Source organism: Vibrio sp. BS-M-Sm-2, assembly GCF_041504345.1.
GTDB lineage: Bacteria > Pseudomonadota > Gammaproteobacteria > Enterobacterales > Vibrionaceae > Vibrio > Vibrio satsumensis.
The window spans coordinates 1001586-1023488 of record NZ_CP167894.1; the positions used below are offsets into that span (position 1 = coordinate 1001586).

Annotated in this window: 23 protein-coding genes and 1 pseudogene; 19 read left to right on the forward strand and 5 right to left on the reverse strand. The window is 45.3% G+C overall.

Annotated features, from left to right (window positions below; all coding sequences use genetic code 11):
* Positions 1-157: 157 nt before the first annotated feature.
* Complete coding sequence (flgP, locus tag AB8613_RS04455) at positions 158-589, reverse strand: flagellar assembly lipoprotein FlgP (RefSeq protein WP_060983616.1); 432 nt, start codon at positions 587-589, stop codon at positions 158-160.
* Between the two features lie 9 nt (positions 590-598).
* On the reverse strand, positions 599-1234 hold the full coding sequence (locus AB8613_RS04460; RefSeq protein ID WP_004736167.1) for a FlgO family outer membrane protein: 636 nt from the start codon (positions 1232-1234) through the stop codon (positions 599-601).
* Positions 1235-1426: 192 nt separating this feature from the next.
* On the opposite strand from AB8613_RS04460, the gene AB8613_RS04465 reads away from it, so the two are divergent.
* Together AB8613_RS04465 and AB8613_RS04470 are read left to right on the forward strand one after the other, a co-directional pair.
* Positions 1427-2560, forward strand: a complete 1134-nt coding sequence (locus AB8613_RS04465) for a flagellar assembly protein FlgT (protein WP_146492327.1) — start codon at positions 1427-1429, stop codon at positions 2558-2560.
* Positions 2561-2699: 139 nt separating this feature from the next.
* The gene (locus AB8613_RS04470; RefSeq protein WP_061019773.1) at positions 2700-3206 is read left to right on the forward strand and encodes a hypothetical protein; all 507 of its coding nucleotides are present in this window, start codon (positions 2700-2702) and stop codon (positions 3204-3206) included.
* 128 nt (positions 3207-3334) lie between these two features.
* Here AB8613_RS04470 and AB8613_RS04475 read toward each other — a convergent pair whose 3' ends face one another.
* The 3 genes from AB8613_RS04475 to AB8613_RS04485 are packed head-to-tail and all read right to left on the reverse strand — an operon-like array spanning position 3335 to position 6094.
* The gene (locus tag AB8613_RS04475) at positions 3335-4576 is read right to left on the reverse strand and encodes an NAD(P)/FAD-dependent oxidoreductase (protein WP_372384555.1); all 1242 of its coding nucleotides are present in this window, start codon (positions 4574-4576) and stop codon (positions 3335-3337) included.
* A gap of 25 nt (positions 4577-4601) precedes the next feature.
* Positions 4602-5675, reverse strand: coding sequence for a methyltransferase (locus AB8613_RS04480; RefSeq protein ID WP_146492329.1), 1074 nt, complete (start codon positions 5673-5675; stop codon positions 4602-4604).
* Between the two features lie 29 nt (positions 5676-5704).
* Entirely contained in the window at positions 5705-6094 is a 390-nt protein-coding gene (locus AB8613_RS04485; RefSeq protein ID WP_019824137.1) for a hypothetical protein, read from the reverse strand.
* A 72-nt stretch (positions 6095-6166) separates the two neighbouring features.
* Between AB8613_RS04485 and AB8613_RS04490 the strand changes: the two genes are divergently transcribed.
* The 17 genes and pseudogenes from AB8613_RS04490 to AB8613_RS04570 all read left to right on the forward strand — a co-directional run bounded on the left by AB8613_RS04490 (position 6167) and on the right by AB8613_RS04570 (position 21880).
* Positions 6167-6928, forward strand: a complete 762-nt coding sequence (locus tag AB8613_RS04490; protein WP_372384556.1) for a beta-ketoacyl synthase chain length factor — start codon at positions 6167-6169, stop codon at positions 6926-6928.
* Positions 6928-7698, forward strand: a complete 771-nt coding sequence (locus tag AB8613_RS04495; protein ID WP_146492331.1) for a 1-acyl-sn-glycerol-3-phosphate acyltransferase — start codon at positions 6928-6930, stop codon at positions 7696-7698. The genes AB8613_RS04490 and AB8613_RS04495 overlap by 1 nt, the downstream gene beginning before the upstream one ends.
* 105 nt (positions 7699-7803) lie before the next feature.
* The gene (locus AB8613_RS04500; protein WP_004736154.1) at positions 7804-8064 is read left to right on the forward strand and encodes a phosphopantetheine-binding protein; all 261 of its coding nucleotides are present in this window, start codon (positions 7804-7806) and stop codon (positions 8062-8064) included.
* Positions 8065-8074: 10 nt separating this feature from the next.
* Entirely contained in the window at positions 8075-8332 is a 258-nt protein-coding gene (locus tag AB8613_RS04505; protein ID WP_004739745.1) for an acyl carrier protein, read from the forward strand.
* The gene (locus AB8613_RS04510; RefSeq protein WP_146492332.1) at positions 8332-8889 is read left to right on the forward strand and encodes a septation protein IspZ; all 558 of its coding nucleotides are present in this window, start codon (positions 8332-8334) and stop codon (positions 8887-8889) included. Before AB8613_RS04505 ends, AB8613_RS04510 begins: the two co-directional genes overlap by 1 nt.
* A 6-nt stretch (positions 8890-8895) precedes the next feature.
* Entirely contained in the window at positions 8896-10284 is a 1389-nt protein-coding gene (locus AB8613_RS04515) for an AMP-binding protein (RefSeq protein ID WP_372384557.1), read from the forward strand.
* An 89-nt stretch (positions 10285-10373) separates the two neighbouring features.
* On the forward strand, positions 10374-10736 hold the full coding sequence (locus tag AB8613_RS04520) for a 3-hydroxyacyl-ACP dehydratase (protein WP_372384558.1): 363 nt from the start codon (positions 10374-10376) through the stop codon (positions 10734-10736).
* The gene (locus AB8613_RS04525; RefSeq protein ID WP_146492335.1) at positions 10729-12534 is read left to right on the forward strand and encodes a glycosyltransferase; all 1806 of its coding nucleotides are present in this window, start codon (positions 10729-10731) and stop codon (positions 12532-12534) included. Before AB8613_RS04520 ends, AB8613_RS04525 begins: the two co-directional genes overlap by 8 nt.
* Positions 12512-14059 (forward strand): histidine ammonia-lyase, encoded by a 1548-nt coding sequence (hutH, locus tag AB8613_RS04530; protein ID WP_372384559.1) that lies wholly within the window; start codon positions 12512-12514, stop codon positions 14057-14059. Before AB8613_RS04525 ends, hutH begins: the two co-directional genes overlap by 23 nt.
* Before the next feature lie 38 nt (positions 14060-14097).
* Complete coding sequence (locus tag AB8613_RS04535; protein WP_017093402.1) at positions 14098-14628, forward strand: thioesterase family protein; 531 nt, start codon at positions 14098-14100, stop codon at positions 14626-14628.
* Positions 14615-15313, forward strand: a complete 699-nt coding sequence (locus AB8613_RS04540) for an outer membrane lipoprotein carrier protein LolA (RefSeq protein ID WP_372384560.1) — start codon at positions 14615-14617, stop codon at positions 15311-15313. Before AB8613_RS04535 ends, AB8613_RS04540 begins: the two co-directional genes overlap by 14 nt.
* Positions 15285-17656 (forward strand): annotated as a pseudogene (locus AB8613_RS04545) (MMPL family transporter). The gene AB8613_RS04540 and the pseudogene AB8613_RS04545 overlap by 29 nt, the downstream one beginning before the upstream one ends.
* On the forward strand, positions 17653-18276 hold the full coding sequence (locus AB8613_RS04550) for a DUF3261 domain-containing protein (protein ID WP_372384561.1): 624 nt from the start codon (positions 17653-17655) through the stop codon (positions 18274-18276). Before AB8613_RS04545 ends, AB8613_RS04550 begins: the two are co-directional and overlap by 4 nt.
* A gap of 5 nt (positions 18277-18281) precedes the next feature.
* Complete coding sequence (locus AB8613_RS04555; RefSeq protein WP_372384562.1) at positions 18282-19481, forward strand: beta-ketoacyl-[acyl-carrier-protein] synthase family protein; 1200 nt, start codon at positions 18282-18284, stop codon at positions 19479-19481.
* Complete coding sequence (locus AB8613_RS04560) at positions 19474-19938, forward strand: hotdog family protein (RefSeq protein ID WP_146492341.1); 465 nt, start codon at positions 19474-19476, stop codon at positions 19936-19938. Before AB8613_RS04555 ends, AB8613_RS04560 begins: the two co-directional genes overlap by 8 nt.
* Positions 19935-20660: a 3-ketoacyl-ACP reductase FabG2 gene (locus AB8613_RS04565; RefSeq protein ID WP_048659793.1), complete on the forward strand. Its 726-nt coding sequence runs from the start codon at positions 19935-19937 to the stop codon at positions 20658-20660. Before AB8613_RS04560 ends, AB8613_RS04565 begins: the two co-directional genes overlap by 4 nt.
* On the forward strand, positions 20657-21880 hold the full coding sequence (locus AB8613_RS04570; protein ID WP_372384563.1) for a beta-ketoacyl-ACP synthase: 1224 nt from the start codon (positions 20657-20659) through the stop codon (positions 21878-21880). The genes AB8613_RS04565 and AB8613_RS04570 overlap by 4 nt, the downstream gene beginning before the upstream one ends.
* The last annotated feature ends 23 nt before the right edge of the window (positions 21881-21903 follow it).

The following is a 21903-nucleotide window of genomic DNA, read 5'->3' on the forward strand; positions in this document are numbered from 1 at the left end:
AGCCTTTGAACGCTCTTACAAAATCGATAAACAAAAAAAGCGGCAAGTATTTTCATACTTGCCGCTTTCTTATTCATAACCGTTATTAGTTGCCGATACGCCATCTGGAAAGCGAGTAACAGCCAATATCTTTGAATATTCGATTCAAACACCGAAACTAGAACAGCGTTTGTTGTCTCTTTTCAGGTACTGGCTGAACTTCGCCGTAATTACGTAGTTGTTCCATCTTACGAATATCGAGCTGAAGCTCAGTGACATAACTATCACCTACAGGGTAACTGCGTACTACTTCTGCGCCACGAATTACACCATCAACCGCACCAGAAGTACGTTCTGTACCAAGGCGTTGATCTTCAAGCTCTGCTCGACCACTCACTCGCATACCATAGACTTGCTCAGCAAGTTCACGGTAAGCATCAATTTTTGAAGCTCTCATTGCGCGGATGCGCTTCTCTTCGTCGTTGCGCCCTTTTTGTTCACTGATACTGGCATAACCAACGGCAACCAAGAAATCGTCTGGCCTCATGTTTTGCAGTGGTTGACAGCCAACAAGCAGTAAAGCGGCAACAACAAATATTAACTTCTTCATCTCGAACTCCTAAGGGCGAAGAATGACAGTATAAGGCTGGGTCATCGTTGGATCAGAGCGAATAATTACACCATCTTGAGTTCGAATACTATTCAGAGTATCTAGGTCACGGCCAATACGATCCGCAGGTAAGAAGCCCTGTGCAGACGCCACAACAATACGAGTTTGCATGCCAACAACACGGGCATTTACTAACACACCGCCTTCTTGTCGAAGCATGGTGCCTGTTAGTACGTATTGAACGTCTTGCTCTTGAGCTAAGTCTTTCCAATCGCGGCTTAACGCAAAGTCACCTTGGTGAGTCACTTGAATAGAACCGGTTGTTTTGAAGTCAACAACCTTGAAGCCACGACGCTGAAACTGATGAATGAAGCCTTCTGATACCGAGTTTCCTAGCCAATTCGTTGTATCCATATGTTGCAAATCAACAAACGAAGTGATCGCTATCGGCGTTCTAGCTGAAATACTTGTATTCGAAATGATCAAATCTTCAGTCATACTTTCCACGAAAAAATCCATAGTATGACGAGGGCTGTCCATCAACATAAACTGACTGCCTGAATATTCAGACTTGCCGTTATAGATCGGCGAATAAGCGCATGATGTCAGTAACATGACACTCATTACTACGAGCCATTTTTTCATTCTCTAATCTCCAGATATATTTAGTGCTACCTGTTCCAATATGTTCTCACCATTATTCTTTTCAATGGATTACAATGTTGGAACAGTCTTTGCTTTTCATTAATGGTTCAGATTAAGAAAATCGCACTTAAGTCAGCTTCAAGCTTATAGTTATTTGTTAAGCAATATTTATACCCAACTGGTAACGAATAGATGAAAAAAATAATTTCTTACTTATTTTCAATAAGTTCACTGATAACAATAAGCTTCAGTGCTCATGCCTCCTGGTATGAAGTTACCGGTACTGCAACCATCGTGTCGTCAGAAGAGACGGCAAGAATCCATGCACTAGAAGACGCAGTATACAAGGCTATTCAGTTCTCAGGAGCCGACATCGGAAGCATTGCCAACCTCACGCCGTATCTAGATGGGAAGAAAAAGGAATATCAATTTACCAACCACGAAGTGCGCTACATCTTGGTAGAAAAAGAGAAAAAGCGTAGTGGCAATATAATGATCACTGCAAGGATCGATATCTATCCTTCGGCAAATGCTTGCCATGAGAGCCAATATAAAAAGACATTTTTGGTCGGCAACATTGATGTGACCTCCCCACAACAAGCGGTAATGGGCAGAATTTATAATATTGGCGATGATTTTGGCCATGTCGTGGATCGACAGCTAGCACAAGAGTCTCGCAGCTTTGTTTCCGTTGGCACGACCAATTACGACATCGACAAACGTCGACCTGAGGTGATCAAAATGATCGCCCAAGACACTGGCGCGCAGTACATCATTGGTGGCGATATTACCGATTTAACCGCGACCATCGAGTCCAAACTTTTGAAAGACGACATCATCAATCGTCAGTTTGCTTTAGAGATGCAAGTCTTCGATGGCAAAACAGGACATCAGGTTTACAACCGTAGCTATCGTGAAGTGGCAAAGTGGCCATTTGCTAAGACTAGTGAAGTCGACACCCGCAGTGCCCGTTTCTGGGCATCAACCTACGGCAGTATGATGCTGCGTGTTAGCCGCAATATTATGTTGGACTTGGAATCGGAAGTGTCATGTAAGATCACGCTTCCAGAGGTTGCAGCGGTATTTGGTAACACGGTGACCATTGATTTAGGTCGAATGCACGGTGTACAACAGGGTGACAAACTGCAGCTATGGCACACAGGTTCGTTTATCGACCAACGAGGCTTGCCGCGCAATAAAGTGTCGCAAAGCGACATCACGCTGACGGTTTCTCGTGTTTACGAGAACGAAGCAGAACTTACGATCGACCAACCAAGCCTTGCAGGAAGCATTCAAATTGGTGATGTAATGCAAAAAATCATGTAGTTAGCGACACTCTCGTCTCATAGTTTCTAATAAAGCCTTAGCAAAAGTACTAAGGCTTTATTTTTTTCATGGGGATTTGTTTCGGTTTCGCGGTATTTGTCGTAATCTTATTAATAATATAATCATCACTTAGCAAGCTATGAGTCAGAATAATCTAATTGGTGCTACCGGTTACCGCTTTATCTCGAAAGGCAAAACCGCTTTTAAAATCCACATTCATACTCCCGAAGATAAGGTGCTACACCGTTCGGTCGGCTTTGTTCGTATGGGTGAAGACAAGGCACTAAAGAAAACCATCAAATTAAGAGACGAACTGGGTAGACAGCTTTGGGGCAAATTTTGGCCTAAGGTTCTCAGAGAGCCCTATCTTATGACGCGTCTGCCTCACAGTTTAGAGCCTAAGATTGTATTTAAGCCTAACCCAACTCAGAGTGATCCTGAGCACCGCGACGAGTGCTACATAGCTAAGTGGCGCGTCTTCTCTGAGAATGGTGACTACAAGTACAAAACCAAGGTATGTTCAATCAGAAAGCACGGCCGACTTGCCGCTTATAGCCAAACCAAACGTGCACTGCTTGATGCTCACAAAGACGTAATTGAACTACTTATATTTATGGGACGATTGAACAGCATCGACCTGAAGTAGGCTTAAATCCGATTAAGTTGACCACCCATATTTTTCAGATACAAAAACAGCCGCACATTGCGGCTGTTTTTAGTTTATGACGAACCATCGTGACAATTTAGAGTATTGCTACATACAAAGTCGATTACCTAGTTTCGGCATATCTCAGCCAGTGTCGCCAATCGACGCTTTGACTCTTTCACATAAGGGTTGGTTTGATCCCATGCGTAGCCAGCCAAAATTGAGCACACCATCTGCTTAATCTTCGGGTTTGGATTTTGATAAAAAATCACATCCTGCAGCGTACCAGAGTACCACCCCTCAACATATGTTCTAAAGGTGTTTACGCCAACCATCAACGGATCGGCATAATCGCGCTCCCAATCGACCTCTTCGCCGTTAAGCTGTTTTTCCACACACTCAACCGCAAACTGAGCCGACTTCATCGCAATCGTCACGCCCGATGAGAATACAGGATCAAGGAACTCACCCGCATTACCAAGCAATGCGTATTTGTCTGTCGCAAGGTGCTTCACGTTAGCTGAATAACCACCGATTTCACCCGCAGGGTTAGGGTATTCTGCATTAACCAGAGTCTCAGCTAAACCCGGCTCTTCCATTGCCAGTTGTTTAAGAGCAGCAATCTTGTCTTGTGGGTATGATTCAAAGAACTTCGGCTCTCCTACGACACCAAACGAAGAGACACCATTGCTAAACGGGATCAACCAATACCAAACGTCAGGGTTGGTTGGGTGCACCGAGATCAGGATTTTATTTCGATCATATTCAAGGTCTGTCTCCGTCGCTGAAATATGATCGTTGATGTGCGTAAAAATAGCTTTGCGTGGGGGAAGCGATGATGGCTCTTCCAAATCAAGCATCTTCGGTAACACGCGACCAAAGCCACTGCCATCCAGCACATATTGAGCCTCTAGCTGATAGCGTTCTCCATCAAGCACTTGTACGTCTAAAATGGTGCTGTCTTCAGTGAAGTTAATGCCCGTCAACTCATGTTGATAATCAATGGCAACACCTTGCGCCTCGGCAGTGTCTGCTAACACCTTATCAAAGGCGCCTCGTTGAACCTGAAACGTGGTTCCCGGCCCAGCAGAGAACTTATCTTCAAAATTAAACGCGGTGTACACGCCATTTTTACGAAAAGCGGCACCATCTTTAAATTGGAAGTTAGCGTCAGCCACCGCTTCGCTCATGCCAGCTTGTTCAATCACTTCCATACAAGCAGGTAATAGACTTTCACCAATAGAAAAGCGCGGGAAAAGGCTCTTTTCAATCACTCGAACATCGATGCCTTTTTTATGAAGCAAAGACGCGGCAATAGACCCAGATGGCCCAGCTCCGATGATCACTACTTGAGTTGACAGTTTTTTCATTAATTTAAGCCATGTTTGTTATTTTTTATTGCGCGCCAGCTTTCAATTCAAGCAGTGTATGACCAAGACCGATATCGTCGGTACGGGCCACCACTTCAAAGCCAGCTTCTTCAACGATCTCTAAGAAATCTTCACTGCGGTAAAAACGACTGTTGCCGTTGGCCAAACAAGTGAAGTAAAGAGAAGTCGCGTTTAAGCTATAAGAAGCCGCATCGTATTTCTGTGCATCCCAAAACAGTTCAAGGATATAGACTGTTGCCTCTTCTGACATATGAGAGCGAACACGCTTTAATATGCTCAGAATCTCCATTGGCGAGAAGCAATCAAGGAACTGGCTCATCCACCACACATCTGCACCCGTCGGCAACGCTTGTTGTTTGTCGAGCATGTTGGCTGGGAATGGCGTCACTCGGTCTTGATGGCCATGTTGTGTCGCGTTTGTCATTGCCATTTCTAGTTGCTGTGGCAAGTCGACAATCGTTATCTCAACATCTGAGTCGTGGTTGCAGCACTGCATTGCCCACTTACCCGTGTTACCGCCAATATCCACTAGTGATTTAGGTTTCTTGCTAAAGACTTTCTCAAGCAAAACAGGGAACGAACGATCGGAATAGAAGTGATCAAACTTGAACCAGCTCTCTTTTGCTTTTTCTGGCAATTGAGACAAACCTTGGTAAATGGTTTCCCAGTCACCCAACTCTTTCAAGCCGGCAGGTGTACCTTCTTCAATCGCTTCCGTTAAATGCATCATCGCGGCGTAGCAAACATCAGCAGTGAAATCCATGTTCGCGTTGGTCATGCCATCGTGCAGAAGGTAAAAGCCAAGGTTGGCCATTTTATAGTTAGGTTTGTCCCAAGTAACAATATGGGCACTTAACGCCATATCGAGCAGAACTTTCACGCCGTACTCGGATACACCGGTTATTTCAGAGAGCGTCTCTGCTGGCAAACCCTCGTTGCCCGCATCATCTAAGGCTTTTAAAATACCTAAATCACGAAGTGTACGAGCAGTATGAAAAACAATAGGAGCGAAAGACAATTTTTGAGCTTCTGTTTTTGCTTCTAATGCATTGAATGGATCTAATTTATATTCCGACACGAAAAACCTAACTTTTAAATAATAGAGGGTTACTCAGCTGCCATTTGTGCAAGCTTACGTTTAATATCAACGTTTAAGTTATTAACCCAACGATTGTAATTACGGTGTATTTCACCATCGTCGTACTTCAAATTCTCTGACTCAACGTAAAGAATAGAGTAAAACTTATCACTATAAGGAATTTCAACCACAGCATGGTGCGAGCGAACATACAATTCAGCGCGGATCAAACCAGGCTTTATTTCTGAAACCAACCAGCCTCGGTTCTCAGCAGACTCATAAATAGCTGATTTCACCTGTTTACTTTGAAGATTCAGTGCAACTGGAGTATCCTCAACATTCATTACAGGTTGGACACGTCCACATCCAGCAAGAACGAATATGAATAACATTGAAACGGCTATTTTTAGTAATTTCATTTAAATTCCTTATCTGTGTTTGTTTATAAGCACGCATAGTATTTAGTTAGAGCCAAAGCAAATCAATACTCTATGTCAAATCAATCCCAATTAATGTCGTTTAATATTGAGAAATGGTCTGCAAATTCGACCGGTCTCAATTCCGTTGCAGAATGGCAAGCGTGGAGCACTAATTTAGACTGGCCTCAAGATGGCTCAACTGAATTTAAAGCCATCCCTCCAATGATGCGCCGCCGAATGAGTATGCAAAGCAAATTGGCCGTCCAAACCGCATTAACCCTTTTGAAAGACACCTCTATTGATTATCTAGTGTTTGCCAGCCGACATGGTGAGCTACACCGAACCGCGACTTTAATTCAATCAATATTAGAAGGTGACGACGCCTCTCCAATGGCTTTTTCTCAGTCAGTACACAATACAGCTGCGGGGTTAACAACAATTGCCGCAAAAGCACCTATTCCACTGACCTCAATTGCCGCAGGACAAGACACTTTCCATAACGCACTGATTGAAGCCTATCTTTACCTTCACCAGTACCCGTCACACCGTGTATTGGTGGTTGATTTCGACCAACCTCTGCCTGAACTCTACCAAGAGTACGAAACACAGAACTTTGCTGATTATGCGCTGGGCATAGTGCTTACTGCTGGTTGTGAGTACTCTATATCTAGAGTAACAGATGCCAAAATGTTGAACGCTGAGGACTCACTTGCTGACTTACCACAAGCTCTGAAAGCACTGCATAATATTCTTCAGAAGACACCAAACTGGACTATTGCGGGCAAGCAGCAACAATGGTCGTGGGTAAACAACGTAAGATCTGAGGCACTATAATGAGTAAAGTCGACCAATATTGGCGAGTATTTGCGACAGGGCTCTGCTTTACCATCTTTGGTCTCGGAGGCTTAATATTAAGCTTCTTAATCTTACCGACTATCGCTTTAACGACTCCCAATACTATTAAAAGAGAGCTTAAAGCACAGCGATTAATCCGTTTCTCATTCAACGCCTTTTGCCAGATCATGAAATTTACCGGGGCAATTGATTACCGAATTGATGGTGCGGATCTATTACGTGAAGATCGTAACTGCATCATCGTCGCCAATCACCCTAGCTTGATTGACTATGTATTGATCGCCTCTCAACTTCCTCAATGTGATTGCCTCGTTAAGGCCGCTATTTGGGAAAACCCTTTTATGAAAAGGATTGTCAAAGCAGCAGGTTATATACCCAACCAAGCCCCTGACGATCTTTTAGATCGCTGTGAAGAGCGCTTCTCACGCGGTAATGTCTTGCTTGTTTTTCCCGAAGGAACTCGCACAACGCCAGGAATTGAACCATCCTTACAGCGTGGGGCGGCACAAATCGCGACTCGAACACAAACCGATTTACGCGTGATCCATATTACTGTTTCTCCGACATTCTTAACGAAAGAGAAAAAATGGTATCAAGTTCCTGCGACGAAGCCCTTTTTTCATGTCGCGGTGAAAGGTAAAATAGAAGTCGAACCATTTATTGAAGGCTCAAATAATTTAACTTCGGCAGCAAGGCGCCTTAATCATCATCTTGCACAAACAATTTTCCCTTCCGAAGAAAACATTTAGCGTATCAATAACATAACAGGCGATATCGGCATTTCGAAAATACCTCATATAATGTAGAATCGCCCCCTTAAAGCAGCATTCAAATAAAGCATTAAGTAGGCCAAAGTGGAAACATTACACAACGAACTGAAACAACTAATCATCGACGCATTGAACCTTGAAGATATGAGTATTGATGAGATTGAAACGGAAGCTCCACTATTTGGTGATGGACTTGGACTAGATTCTATCGATGCCCTTGAGCTTGGCCTTGCTATCAAGAAAAAGTACAATATTGTTATTGATGCCGACGATTCAAACACTCGACAGCACTTTGCGTCAGTTGAAAATCTAGCGAACTACATCTCTTCTCAAACGAACAACTAGACAAATCTTTATGACACAAGCGAACCAACAAGAAGTATACAACCAAGTTAAAGATGCGCTTATTGAGCTGTTCGAGCTTGATGCGGAAGATATTACTCCTGAAGCACACCTTTATCTCGATCTAGACCTAGACAGCATTGATGCGGTTGATTTGGTCGTTCACCTACAGAACGTAACAGGTAAGAAGATCAAACCTGAAGAGTTCAAAGCAGTACGCACCGTGAATGACGTTGTCGAATCTGTGGTTGAACTATTGAAGGACGCCTAATGCGCCCTCTGCTGACTTTACTGTCGGCAATCATACTTTTTACTTATCCAATAGCGGTTTACTTTGGGCTCAACAAGTTTGGCTTACAAACCGTTGGAATTGCCTTGGCCGCTATCTTTGCTGTCCGCATTTTCACCGGCGGTCAGGCTAAAATCAAAGAGCTAAAACACTTAGCTTGGATCAGTGGAAGTGCCGGTATTGTTCTGCTGGCATTAGGATTAACCTTCAAGCAGCATGGCTGGCTAACCTATTACCCCGTGATCGTTAACGTTTGTATGCTGGTGGTATTCGCTTCGAGCCTTTGGCAACCACAAACGATTATCGAGCGTCTTGCTCGCCTTCAAGAGCCTGAACTTCCACAAAGTGGCGTTGATTACACACGAAAAGTCACCAAAGCTTGGTGTTTGTTCTTTGTTATCAATGGCTCTATTGCTCTTTACACCTGCTTCCAACCGCTAGAAGTATGGACCCTATACAATGGCTTACTCAGCTATTTATTCGCAGGGTTACTCTTTGCAGGAGAGTGGGTAGTAAGACAGCGCATTCGTCAGAGTTAAATTGTTATGACCCAAACCGTATCTTACACCTCGTTGTCTGAGCTTCTCAGCCAGGACAGAGCCCCTGAATCTATTGTTTGCTTTGACGACAACAGCGAGATTACGTGGCAAACATTTAACGACAACTTATCTCAACTCGTACAACTTTTGTCTTTATCCCCTTTTCAACGAGTCGCGATTTGTACCCAAGACAGCTACCTATTTTCGGTGGCCTTTTTAGCGTGCGCAGTCAGTCACAAACACATCATCTTGCCAGGTAACTATCAACCTTGTGCGCTTGCCGAGCTGAGTGAACATTTTGACTGTCTGTTAGTTGATGACTCAATTGGCGAAGTTGAAGTGAGTGACGTTCGCAATCTCCAAACCTTATTGGATTCAGACACCGAAGCGCAAAAACCTCTAACTGATAATCTTCCAGACATTGATTTGGCAGCAATCCAATTGACCCTGTTTACTTCAGGTTCAAGCGGCACGCCGAAGGCAATCAATAAAACACTAGAACATCTAGATATAGAAACTGCTCAGCTAGATAAGAACTGGGGCGAATTACTCAAGGGTAATCGAGTTCACAGCACGGTTTCACATCAACATATCTATGGTTTGCTGTTTCGAATCTTTTGGCCGCTCTGTTCTGGCGTTCCATTTGCGAAAAACAATCTTGAGTACCCTGAACAGATTCTATCTCACGCCAATAAAAACTGTGTGCTGATCAGCAGCCCTGCTCTACTCAAACGATTAAAGCATGAGACCAATACCGCGCAGCTTGCTGGTGTGTTCTCTTCAGGTGGACCGTTACCCACTGAATCGGCTCATCAATCACAAAATCTGCTGGGTCATTTACCTATCGAGGTTTTTGGCAGCACAGAAACTGGTGGCATCGCATTTCGCCAGCAAGAAAGCGCTCAAACACCTTGGCAGCTTTTTGACTGTATTGAGGCTAATCTCAACAGTGAGAATTGCATTAAGTTATTGTCGCCCTACATCGATAACAATAACTGGTATCAAACCGCCGATGAGTGCGAAATGGTCTCGGAGAATCAATTTATATTGAAAGGCCGAACCGACCGAGTGATCAAGATAGAAGAAAAACGAGTATCACTGGTTGAAGTCGAAAAGCGACTTGAACAACTACCTTGGATAAGTGAATGCGTGGTGATTCCATTTGAAGAGCCGGAGCGCTTAATCTTGGCGTCGGTTTTGGTATTATCAGAGGAAGGCCAAGCGACTATCTCCACCATGAGTAAAGGTAAATTCTGGTTGATGCTGCGTTCAGAACTTAGAAAATGGTTAGAACCGATCGCTATCCCAAGAAAATATCGCATTGTTGGTGAGATTCCACTCAACAGCCAAGGCAAACGACTAACCTCTCATATCGAACAGCTAATAAAATCATAGAAACCGCTGATCGTATTTTACACTGAGATTATCTTTTTATATTTTTGTCAGAACACCCATTTTCAGCCCAAGGATTCTAAGCACACGCCATGGATAAGAGAAAACCAAACGTCATTGCTGTTGACACTGCAGAGAAAGAATCGACCCTGACACTCCATATTACTGGAGACATCACCGATTTTAAGGGGCACTTCAAGAGCTTTCCTATTCTTCCTGGTGTTACACAGATTGATTGGGCACTTCACTACGCAGTCCAAGAACTGAGTGTCCCTGGTTTCTTTAAAGGCATGGAAGTCATCAAATTCCAAGAACCGATCCTGCCAGACTCGACTATTCAGTTGTCATTAAAGTGGGACGCTGACAAAGACAAACTGAGCTTTAGTTACACCTCAAACAGCGGTGAACAGACCCACTCTTCAGGCAAAATGAAGCTGGGAGAGAAAAGTGAATAGTACTCCCGTCGAGGCTACTTCTCAGCACCAAACAAAAGAAAGCAGCTATAATGCTTGCTTCCTTATCCCGTGCTTTAACCATGGCGTAACCATGCCTGAAGTGGTGTCGTCACTCCATCATTTTGAGTTGCCGATCATCATCGTTGACGATGGCAGTGAGCTCGCGACCAAACAGTTTCTGACTCCTCTAGCGGAAAACTCACGCGTGACTTTGGTGACGCTTGAACAGAATCAAGGCAAAGGCGGCGCAGTAAAGGCTGGCATCAAGCGAGCGCAAGAGCTCGGCTTTAGTCATGCCATCCAGATTGATGCTGATGGGCAACACGACCTAGAAGCACTACCCGCATTAATCCAAACTTCGCAAGACAAACCTCAGCGCTTGATATCAGGTCAGCCTATCTACGATGACAGCGTGCCCAAGGCAAGGCTCTATGGGCGCTACGCGACACACATTTGGGTATGGATAGAAACCCTTTCTTTATCAATTAAAGACAGCATGTGTGGCTTTAGAGCGTATCCCATCCACCAAACTCAAACAGTGTTGAATAAGTACGATGTTGGTTCGAGAATGGACTTCGATATCGAGATTTTGGTTCGCCTGTATTGGGAAGGTTGTGACATCGACTTCGTTGAAACGCGAGTCATCTATCCTGAAAACGGCATCTCTCATTTCGATGCGTTGTGGGATAACGTCAAAATCAGTTGGATGCACACGCGACTGTTCTTCGGCATGCTGCCAAGAGCACCCAAGCTGATTGCTCGCCATTTCAAATCAACGTCTGCTGAAGATGGTCAAAAACAAGATTCATCGACTGGATCAAACAACAACGAGTCAGAACAACCCCATTGGTCTCGCACTCAAGAACGCGGCACCGTAATCGGCATCAAACTGCTATTGGCGGTTTATACCCTATTAGGTCGTGGTGTATTTAACCTGATTTTGCGTGGTGTGATGCGTTACTACCACTTAACAGGCAAGCGCGCGCGAAACGCTTCTGAACAATACTTGTTTCAATTGAAAGCCTATGCGGAACAGCAAAATATAGAGTTACCCGCTGAATTGAACAGTTATAACCATCTGCTCTCGTTTGGTCATACTATGTTAGACAAGCTGGCGGCATGGAAAGGAGACTTTTCGGTCGATAACCTGACCATTCATGGTCAAGAGCAATTTGAGAGCATGGTGGAAAATAAGCAAGGTGTGCTGATTTTAGGTTCTCACCTAGGCAACATCGAATTGTGTCGCGCTTTAGGCCGCCGACACTCGAACATTAAAATCAACGCTCTGGTTTTCACTGAGCACGCTGAACGTTTTAATTCAGTAATGAAAGCAGTTAACCCGCAGTCTGATTTAAACCTGATTCAAGTGACATCGATGGGACCAGATACGGCTATCTTATTACAACAGAAGTTGGAGCAAGGAGAATGGATCGTAATTGTTGGCGATCGAACCTCCACCAGCAAAGAGAGCCGCTCGGTATGGGCAGAGTTCTTAGGTAAGGAAGCACCCTTCCCTCAAGGTCCATTTATGTTAGCCTCTGTGCTAAAAGCACCCGTATTTTTACTGTTTGGCCTACGTGATGACTCACGAACTAAGCCGCACTTTAATGTCTATTTCGAGCATTTTAGCGACAAAATAGAATTACCTAGAAAGACTCGCGAACAATCTTTACAGCAAGTCGTGCAGAAATACGCAAACCGACTTCAGCACTACACACTGCAAGCACCGCTTCAGTGGTACAACTTTTTTAATTTTTGGACACTGAGCAAGCACCATGACGAAAAAGAATCCAAATAGCATCACTTTTGGTGCCGAATGCCTCACGATTGAGGATGTTGTCGCTATTTCACAGGGCGCAAAAGCCTCGATGAACTCAAGTAACGAGTTCACATCTAAGATTGACCGAGGTGTCGCTTTCTTAGAACGCCTGTTGAAAGAAGAAGGCGTGATTTATGGCGTGACAACGGGTTACGGAGATTCATGTACCGTAGCAATTCCACCAAACCTTGTTGATGAATTGCCATTGCATCTAACGCGCTTCCACGGTTGTGGCTTAGGTGAAATACTGTCTCATGAGCAAGCTCGTGCAGTATTAGCAACGCGTCTTTGTTCGTTGTCGCAAGGTGTATCAGGTGTGACTCACGATCTGCTCAATCAAATCGTTACCCTGATCAACCAAGATATTTCACCGCGTATTCCGCAAGAAGGTTCTGTTGGTGCTAGTGGCGACTTGACGCCGCTCTCTTACTTAGCTGCAGCCCTGATCGGCGAGCGCGATGTTATCTACAAGGGTGAAGTTCGCCCAACCAGTGATGTCTACAAAGAGCTAGGCATTAACCCTATCAAACTCAAGCCAAAAGAAGGCTTAGCATTGATGAATGGTACATCAGTGATGACGGCACTGGCTTGTATCGCCTACAAACGCGCAGAATACCTAGCTCAGCTATCAACTAAGATCACCGCAATGGTATCTGTCGGCATGCATGGCAACGACTTCCACTTCGATGAAGCGCTATTTGCTGTTAAACCACATCCAGGCCAGCAGCAAGTTGCGGCATGGCTACGTGATGACCTGCAAGCCGACCGTCCACCACGTAACAGTGACCGCCTACAAGATCGTTACTCTCTGCGTTGTGCTCCGCATGTGATTGGTGTGGTTCAAGACTCTCTACCTTGGCTACGCCAAATGATCGAGAACGAACTAAACAGTGCTAACGACAACCCGATTATCGACGGTGACAACGAGCGCGTGCTGCACGGTGGACACTTCTACGGTGGTCATATCGCTATGGCGATGGATACGTTAAAAACTGCCGTAGCAAACCTTGCTGACCTGCTTGACCGTCAAATGGCTCAGCTGATGGACTACAAGTTCAACAACGGTTTGCCATTCAACCTAACGGGGGCTGAAGGCGAACGTAAGCCAATCAACCACGGCTTCAAGGCGGTACAGATTGGCGTTTCAGCTTGGACAGCAGAGGCATTGAAACACACCATGCCAGCAAGCGTGTTCTCTCGTTCAACAGAGTGTCACAACCAAGACAAAGTCAGCATGGGCACCATCGCAGCTCGTGACTGTTTACGCGTTCTAGAGCTAACCGAACAAGTGGCGGCAGCGTCACTTCTAGCGGGTACACAAGCGCTTGAGCTTCGTAAACGCCACAATGAGCTTGATGAGCACCACATGAGTGAGAACCTAAAGCATATTCGCGACGAAGTGCTTAAAGAGTTTGAATTTATCGTTGAAGACCGACCACTTGAAGGCGATCTACGCCACTTCATTGCTCGTATTCAAAGTCAGCACTGGTCACTTTACTCATAGAGTAGCTAACCCTTTACGCAATATGTTGAGAGCGATTTATGTCTGAAATCCTTCATCCATTACAATCTGAGGTGACTCTGATTACCTCATTCCAAGATGCCGACCCGATGGGCGTGATCTATCACGGTAATTACTTCCGATTTTTTGAAGAAGTAAGGCGCATCATGATGGATAAGATTGAGTACAACTACCATGAGATGAAGGACTCAGGCTACATGTGGCCGATCATCGACACGCGTGTAAAGTACATTAAGGCGATACCGTTCAATCATCAGATCAAGGTATCGGCTAAGTTGACTGAATGGGAAAACCGCCTACGTGTTGACTACGAAATTCACGATGCCAACACAGGTGCTCGCATGACACGCGCCCACACAATGCAGGTTGCGGTGACCATTGAAGAACAAGAGATGTGCTTCGCTTCACCGAAAGTGTTTACAGATAAAGTCGAGCACTGGCACCAGTTTGGTTGCTTACCCCAATCAACTGAGCAACAACCAAGCGACCAACAATCAGACCAACCTCAAGTATCTAACACACAGCAGCAGGTGAAACATGAGTCTGTTTAAACGCAGTCGCAAACACATCAGCATCGCACTACTAGGGCTTGCCTCAATGATGGCGAGTAGTTTTGTTATTGCTAATGAAAGTACATCTACGGTTTGTTCTATTTCAGAGCTACAAACCGTGTTAAGCGCAAACAACATAGTGCGTGGTGAGTTCACCCAAACGCGCAACATGGAAATGTTCGCCCAACCTTTGACATCGCAAGGTACATTCCTGTTAGACAAATCAAGTGGCCTACTCTGGACACAAACAACGCCGTTTCCTGTGAGCTTAGTGCTCACTGATAATAAGTTGAGCCAAAGATTTGCCGATCAACCCGCGAAAATCATCACCGATAAAGAAAACCCAATGGCATTTTATTTCAGCCATATCTTCTTGTCAGTGTTTCATGGAGACACGCAAAAACTTCAAGAACAGTTCGCACTCGATTTTGAGCCCGAAACCACTACAAACACTGATGAAAGTGCAAACGCAAGTTCACAAGACACACGATGGACACTCACTCTAAAGCCGAAAAGTGCTCCGATGAACGCGGTGTTTGAAGCCATTACGCTGCAAGGTAAAAATGATATTGAACGTATTGAGTTGAGAGAGATTCGTGGAGACAGCACGGTGATCGAATTTAGCCAATTAAGCCATCTACCGGAAGTATTATCAGATGCTGAAGCGCAACAATTCCAACTCTAGTCTGGCCTTTGTTTGGCTTGTTATCGTAGTGCTATTTAGCGGATTGTTAATAAAACAATTCGCTTTTTCTTCGTCGGTACCGATTGAAAGCAACATTCTAAAGTTACTACCAGAAAACCAGCAAGACCCAATGGTAGAGCAAGCCTTTCAGCAGATATCCAGCTCGATGAGCGAGCAAGTAGTGTTTATCATCAGCGCCCCCGACATCGAAAAAGCCATGACAGCGACTGACGCTTTTGAAAAAAACTCAATCAAAGAACCTTCTCAAGCCAGCCAACTCTGTTTAAGCAAGTTCAAGGGAAAATCAACGCCAGCACTCAAAGCCAGTGGAGCGATTTCTATTTTCGTCACCGAGCTCAACTTCTGACCCAGCAACAAAAAGAGACGCTGACACACTCGCCGGATTCGCGAGCTCAATACGTCATTCAGTCTCTGTACAATCCGTTCTCAGGCGTGACTGCAGCCGAACTGTCGATGGATCCATTTCTACTATTTCGCGACTACATCAGTGCTGTTGGCGTTCAATCAAGTAACTTTGTTCTGAAAGAGGGATACCTCACCGCTCAATCTAATGAGCAAACTCATATTTTGGTGACGGCTACACTGGCTGGCTCGCCTTATAGCTTGGCGATTCAAGAGCAACTTCCCGATCTTGATTCAATTGAGCGCGAAGTCGAAAAACAATTTGACATCAAAGTGCAGCATACCGGTGTGGTGTTCTACGCCAATTACGGTACCGAAAGCGCGAAATCAGAAATCAGTACTATTGGTTTGGGCTCATTAGCCGGTGTTATTTTATTGGTGTGGTTGACGTTTCGTAGTGCCCTACCACTTGCCTTATCCTTACTTTCAATCAGTACCGGCTTATTGGTCGCGCTGGCAAGCACCGTCGCTATCTTCGGCAAAGTTCACCTATTTAGTTTGGTGTTCGGTGCCAGCTTGATTGGCGTATCCATCGACTACTCTTTCCATTACCTAACCGATCGTTTGGCGGCTGGTAATCAATGGCAAAGCGACAAAGGGTTGAAACATATTCTCGTTGCGATCACCTTGGGTCTGATCACCAGCTTGATTGGCTACCTAGGTCTGTTGGTGGCGCCTTTCCCAGGCTTACAGCAACTTGCTCTTTTTTCGTCGATTGGACTTATCGCAGCTTACGCCAGTGTGGTGTGTTGGTATCCGGTTTTAGCGGCAAAACCAAGCCAAGAGCGCCCACTTCCCCTGTCGAAGCTTTGGCATGCTTGGTTAAGTATCTGGAACAACCAAAAATTTAGAATTGGCTTACCATTAACGGTAACTGTCGTTAGCTTGATATCACTCAGTCAAGTTCGTTACGACGACGATATCCGCCAACTTCAGGCGATGCCAGAGCAACTAAAACAGCAAGAGCAAGCCATCACTGAGATATCAGGGCTAGGCAATGGTCAAAATATGCTCCTGGTGACCGCAAAGAGTGATCAAAAGCTACTCAAAAAACTGGCAGAAGTTACCACGAGCTTAGATTCCCTAGTCGATCGACAAGGTATCTCCGGATATCGTAGCATCAATCAGCACTTGTTAAGCAAGCAAGAACAACATGATAACTACCAATTGGTTGAACAACTCTATAACCAACAAAGCCATATCTTACAAAACACTTTAGGTTGGCCTAGCTTTCCAGAATTACCGAAGTTCGAAGCAATTACGGTATCTGGATTTTTGGGGTCTCCAGTCTCAGAGCCTGTTCGACCACTTTGGTTAAACCCAATCGACGGCCAAGCGGCATCGGTCATTTTGATCAAAGACGTCACAAACTCAGAGCTGTTCTCTCAATGGCTCGATTCAAGCTTTGCTCAGCAACAAGGTGTTAAATACCTCAATAAAGCCGATGAAATATCTGCTCTATTTACGGAATACAGAGTCAAGATCACAGAGTTATTATTGATAGCGTTGGCGGCTATTGGGATGGTTTTAGGCTGGCGTTATGGTGTGAAGCAAAGCCTAGTAATGCTGTTGCCTTCATTAATTGCAGGCGTAGCAGGTTTAGCGGTCACTGGCATTTTAGGTTCAACGTTGAACCTGTTTAATCTACTAGGCTTGATTCTGATTTTAGGGATTGGCATCGACTACACCTTATTCTTTGCCGAACAGAAAAAATCGCTCAGTACCTTGCTCGCTATTAGCTTATCCGGCCTCACGACGCTGCTTTCGTTTGGCTTACTGTCGCTGAGTCAGACTCACGCCATTCATAGCTTCGGGGTGACGGTTCTGACAGGGATTTTTGTCGCTTGGCTACTTTCTCCACTCGCGATCAACAGTGGCAAAAGCGTAGAACGACCAACCTCTCGAGAGGCTTTTAGATGATCAAGACATTAAAGGTAACCTTCGTCACGCTAGTCGGTATTCTGCTCAGTGCCTGCTCGATGGTTTCTCAGCAACCTACAGGCACGAGTGTGTCTATCAACAATGACACCGAGCTAGCACTACCATTACCAGCTGAACTGGGATACTCCCTCACGGCCAGTCAGCTAATCAGCGCAACATGGCAAAACGATACGCAGCAACTTCCTGTTCAAGTCGAAGTGACAGCGGATAAAGTGGTTTTGGCGGGTTTTTCTTCTTGGGGTACTCGCATCTTATCACTGCAATACCAAAATCAAGTGATTGATACGCAGGTTTTGTCTGGGCTTGGCGCAACTTTGCCACAGCCCGAACAGGTGCTATTCAATTTAATGTTGACCCTATGGCCAGCTGAAGCCTGGGCTCAGCCTTTACAAAGCATAGATTGGCACCTAGTCGATACCGACAAAACAAGAACCGTTTTTGACGACAACCAACAAGCCATCATTCGTATTGAATATCAAGTAAAAGTCGGCGAACCAAAGATCTCTAGAGAGATTGTTTTCAAGCATCTGATCCAAGGCTACACCATTACTATACAAACGTTGAATTCAACGATTGTCGATAACCCAAGTAAGAGCTAAACACTATGCCTATTTATATCCAAGACTGTGGTTTCCACTCAGCGCTAGGCTCAAGTATTACTGACATTCATGCCTGCCTAAAAGACGAACGTGAACCAAACATGGTTGAAGTGAGCGATATGCTGAACGACGGCAAACACACTGTCGTTGGAAAAATCGCAGGTGAGCTACCAGAGGTTCCATCCACCCTCGTGAAGTATGCCACTCGCAACAATCAGCTGGCGTTATCAGCTCTCAACCAAATCAAAGATTCTATTGAACTTGCCAAGGCACAGTTTGGCGCAGACCGTATTGCTGTTGTTATAGGCACCAGCACCTCTGGTATCTCCGATGGTGAAGCGGCCTTCAAACAAAAACTGACAAACGGTGAGTTTCCAGAAGATTACCATTACTCAAAACAAGAGCTTGGTGACACTTCTGAGTTCATTAGCCAATACTGCGCGTTAACAGGACCAAACTACGTCATCTCTACGGCTTGCTCATCCAGCGGCCGCGTGTTTCTGACCGCCCAGCGCTTGTTAGATTCTGGAATGGCAGATGCCGTGTTAGTCGGTGGCGTGGATACCTTGTGTAAGCTGACACTCAATGGTTTCCATGGTCTTGAAGCCCTTTCAACCAAACATTGTAAGCCATTTAGCGAATCTCGAGATGGCATCAATATTGGTGAAGCAGCCGCATTTATGTTGCTCAGTAAAACCAAGATCAAGCGTGTTCATTCTACTCAAAACACACCTCAAATTGCCTTATTAGGCTGTGGTGATAGCTCTGATGCACACCACATTTCAGCGCCTCACCCTGAAGGAAATGGCGCTGAACAAGCAATGAAAAAAGCTTTATATTCTGCACAGTTAACCGCAGAAGACATCGGTTACATCAATGCGCATGGTACAGCAACGCCACTCAATGACTCGATGGAAAGTAAAGCCATCCATCGTATTTTTGCAAACAAGGTTCCCGTAAGTTCTACCAAGCCATTGACCGGGCATACTCTAGGCGCAGCAAGTGCGATTGAGGCTGCAATTGCTTGGCATATTTTGAAATATGACTTACCGCTTCCCTTACAAAAATGTCAGGATAAAGCTGAAGATATTGAGATTGATTTGGTAAACTGTTCCCAGAAACTTAAAGTAAAGAATATCTTAAGCAACTCGTTTGCTTTTGGTGGTAACAACATTAGCCTGATTTTTGGTGTAGTAAATGACTGATATCCCTTCTGTAGACCAACTTCTTCCTCACGATGATCCGATGATATTAATCGATCGTGCTATCAGCGTAGAGGCGTTGTCGATCCACTGTCAGGTCGATATTGGTGACCATAATCTGTTCTTTAATGCCGAATCTCAAACGGTCCCAGCTTATGTTGGCATCGAGTTTATGGCGCAGTCTGTAGCGGCGTGGTCTGGATACCATGCAATCAAAAACGGCACCACTCCCCCTATCGGCTTCCTGCTCGGTTCTCGTCGCTACAAATCACTGTGTGATGAGTTTACTCAAGGTCAGACCCTTGACGTCTATGCCGAACAGCTTATGGAAGACAGTGGCATGGCCGTGTTTACTGCCAGAGTGGAAGACCAAGGCGAGTTGGTGGCTCAATGCCAGCTCAACGTCTACGTGCCGACCGAACAAAAATTACAAGAAATGAAAACTAGGAGCCCATCATGACCCGTCAGGTTTTAGTCACCGGTGCCAGCAAAGGCATTGGTAAAGCGATCGCTATTCAACTCGCGAAAGACGGATTTGAAATCGCCGTTCATTACATGGGTGACAAGCAAGGCGCTGAAGAGACATTGCAGTCGATCACCGAACTGGGTGGTGCTGGGCGTCTTATCCAATTTGATATCAGCAACCGCAGCGAATGTCGCAAAACGCTTGAGTCTGATATTGCTGAACATGGCGCTTACTATGGTGTGGTAAACAACGCAGGCATTACTCGCGACACTGCATTCCCTGCCATGACAGAAGAAGAGTGGGATGGCGTGATCCATACCAACCTAGACAGCTTCTACAACGTACTTCACCCTTGTGTAATGCCTATGGTCCAAAAGCGCAAAGGCGGTCGCATCGTCACTCTAGCGTCTGTATCAGGCATCATGGGTAACCGCGGACAAACTAACTATGCTGCAGCGAAAGCTGGTGTGATTGGCGCAACTAAGTCCCTTGCTCTAGAGCTAGCAAAACGCAAAATCACAGTAAACTGTGTCGCTCCAGGCTTAATCGATACCGGTATGGTTGACGAGCACGTGAAAGATCATGCACTTCCTCAAGTACCACTGCGCCGAATGGGTGAGCCAGAAGAAGTAGCAGGACTAGTGAGTTACCTAATGTCTGATATTGCAGGCTACGTTACTCGCCAAGTGATTTCAGTCAATGGAGGCTTAGTATGACCCGCCGCGTTGTTGTAACTGGTATGTCAGGTGTTACTGCCTTTGGTAACGACTGGCAACAAATCGAGCCAAAGCTGAAAGCGTGTGAAAATGCGACTCAATATATGCCAAGTTTTGAGCAATATGATGGACTCAATACTAAGCTTGCCGCACCAATTGATGACTTTCAACTGCCAAAACACTATAAGCGTAAGCAAGTGCGTGGCATGGGTCGTGTATCGCGCCTAGCCACCGTTGCGACAGAAAATGCTTTAGGACAAGCTGGCTTAATTGGTCACGATGTATTAACCAATGGCGAAACCGGAATCGCTTACGGTTCTTCAACCGGCAGTACCGACGCCGTTGGTGCGTTTGGCGTGATGCTGAACGAGAAATCGACACGAGCGATCACGGCGACAACCTACGTACAAATGATGCCACACACTGCTGCGGTAAACGTAGGTCTGTTCTTTGGACTGCGCGGCCGCGTGATTCCCACCAGCAGTGCATGCACTTCAGGAAGCCAAGCTATTGGTTACGCCTATGAAGCAATTAAGCACGGCTACCAAACCGTGATGGTTGCCGGTGGTGGTGAAGAACTATGTCCAACTGAGTCTGCCGTTTTCGATACCCTTTTTGCTACCAGTTTAAAAAACGACACACCAGAAAAATCCCCTAGCCCTTACGACAGTGAGCGCGATGGCTTGGTTATCGGTGAAGGTGCTGGCACGCTTATTCTTGAAGAATATGAACATGCAGTCGCTCGTGGTGCAAAAATCTACGCTGAGATCATCGGTTTTGCCAGCAACTGCGATGCAGCCCATGTGACCCAACCTCAGATGGAAACCATGCAAATATGTATGGAGAAAGCACTAAGAGATGCACAGCTTCCTGCTGAGAAAATTGGCTATGTTTCTGCGCACGGAACGGCGACTGAAAAAGGTGATATTGCAGAGAGTAATGCGACGGCGAATATTTTCGGAGAAGTGCCAATCAGTTCATTGAAAAGCTACTTCGGCCATACGCTTGGCGCATGTGGTGCAATTGAAGCTTGGTTAAGCTTGGAGATGATGCATTCCGGCTGGTTCAGCCCAACCTTAAACCTTGAGAACATCGACGAACGCTGCGGCAAACTCGATTACATTACAGGTTCTGGTCGCGCATTGGATATTGAATATCTGATGAGCAACAACTTTGCCTTTGGTGGCATTAACACATCTATTATCTTCAAAAAGATTTAAGTTTATTTATTAGACAAAACTCA